This window comes from Microcoleus sp. AT3-D2, assembly GCF_036705715.1.
Lineage (GTDB): Bacteria > Cyanobacteriota > Cyanobacteriia > Cyanobacteriales > Microcoleaceae > Microcoleus.
Genome location: NZ_JAUBVE010000207.1, coordinates 1 through 1247, shown reverse-complemented (window position 1 = coordinate 1247; position 1247 = coordinate 1). Strand labels below are relative to the sequence as shown.

Here is a 1247-nt window from a genome sequence, read left to right as displayed (position 1 = left end):
ATATTTGCCCAAATGGAATTATCGAGCCGTACCCCAACCTGAGTAATTCATTAAGTTATTTATTTTTCATTCCTAAGGGCTTTTATCATCCATCGATGACGAGAAAAAATCGACGATGCCAGACTCAAGCGATACCGAGAAAATTTACAGGCAAGATTAACCGGGATTTTAAATTTAGCGCCACATCATCCGGATGGTATCCGGTTACGAAAACGCTATGGTGGGCTCATTGACAATTTATTTCTATTTCTGGAAGATGCGGGGATTCCACCAACGAATAATAGTAGTGAACAGGCGATTAGGATGAGCGTGATATTTCGCCGTGTGACTAATGGCTTCCGTTCTCCATGGGGGCGAGATTTATTTGCAGCAGTTCGTTCAGTTGTCAATACTGGGAAGCGTCAAGGTTTAACTGCTTATCAATCTATTCAACAAGCTCTCTCTATTGATGGCTCCCTTTTTTTCCCCTAGTTGAGCAATTACGATTTTTCTTCTGCCCATGCTGGTAGCGCCATGCCACCGACCAAACTACCCGACACAACCACTAACAAAGCTAACTTTACCGACAAATTCATTGGCAAATTTACTAAAGCGCTTTTCATACTGGTCATAACTCCTTACACCAAAAACAAACTATTGCAACTTATTTGCAATTAACCAAAGTTAGTGTAAAGAAATCAATCTCGCCCTGTCTATCCAAAAACCGCCAATCACGATCCAAAAACCGCCATTCTGCTAGAAATGTTTGCTGGCAAGCTTTTCCCCTGCTACGCACTGACTCGGCGCGATCCCAAACTGTCGCCTAAAGGCAGCAGCAAAATGTCCGAAATGTCCATAGCCGACTAGGTTTGCCACTTCTGCCACTGTGCGATAGCCCTGACGCAACAGACATTCGGCGCGTAGCAAGCGTTGCTCTGTCACATAGCCCAATACCGTAGTTTTAAAAAGAGTCTGAAAGCCTCGCTGGAGAGTGCGCTCGCTCACCCCCACCAGTTGCGCCAACTCAGACAACAACGGCGGATACTCCAGTTGGTTTGTCAAAATTTCTTTAGCATGGTGCAATCGCGCGATCGTATCAGGACGCAGTTTCGGGGCTGTCACAGGAGCAATACGATCCGCCATCACCAGATCGATCTGCATCGCCAATAGTTCCCAGACTTTCCCCTGCAAATATAGCAATCCTAAATCATTATCAAGACTATGATACAATTATATGCAATACTTGATTGTGACAATAAAAAAATGAA

At 44.3% G+C, this 1247-nt stretch carries 3 protein-coding genes; 1 reads left to right on the top strand and 2 read right to left on the bottom strand.

Features of this window, described 5'->3' with window-relative positions:
* The first annotated feature begins 108 nt into the window (after positions 1-108).
* The gene (locus QUB44_RS31385) at positions 109-471 is read left to right on the top strand and encodes an IS66 family transposase (protein ID WP_445299949.1); all 363 of its coding nucleotides are present in this window, start codon (positions 109-111) and stop codon (positions 469-471) included.
* A gap of 8 nt (positions 472-479) precedes the next feature.
* Here the strand turns inward: QUB44_RS31385 and QUB44_RS30925 are convergent, their stop codons facing one another.
* Positions 480-611 (bottom strand): hypothetical protein, encoded by a 132-nt coding sequence (locus QUB44_RS30925; protein WP_333373757.1) that lies wholly within the window; start codon positions 609-611, stop codon positions 480-482.
* Positions 612-735: 124 nt separating this feature from the next.
* Positions 736-1140: an AraC family transcriptional regulator gene (locus tag QUB44_RS30920; protein ID WP_333373755.1), complete on the bottom strand. Its 405-nt coding sequence runs from the start codon at positions 1138-1140 to the stop codon at positions 736-738.
* Between the last annotated feature and the right edge of the window lie 107 nt (positions 1141-1247).

Excerpts from the sequence above, each read along its gene's own strand:
- QUB44_RS30925 (WP_333373757.1), bottom strand. The coding sequence starts at position 611 with ATGACCAGTATGAAAAGCGCTTTAGTAAATTTGCCAATGAATTTGTCG.
- QUB44_RS30920 (WP_333373755.1), bottom strand. The coding sequence starts at position 1,140 with ATGCAGATCGATCTGGTGATGGCGGATCGTATTGCTCCTGTGACAGCC.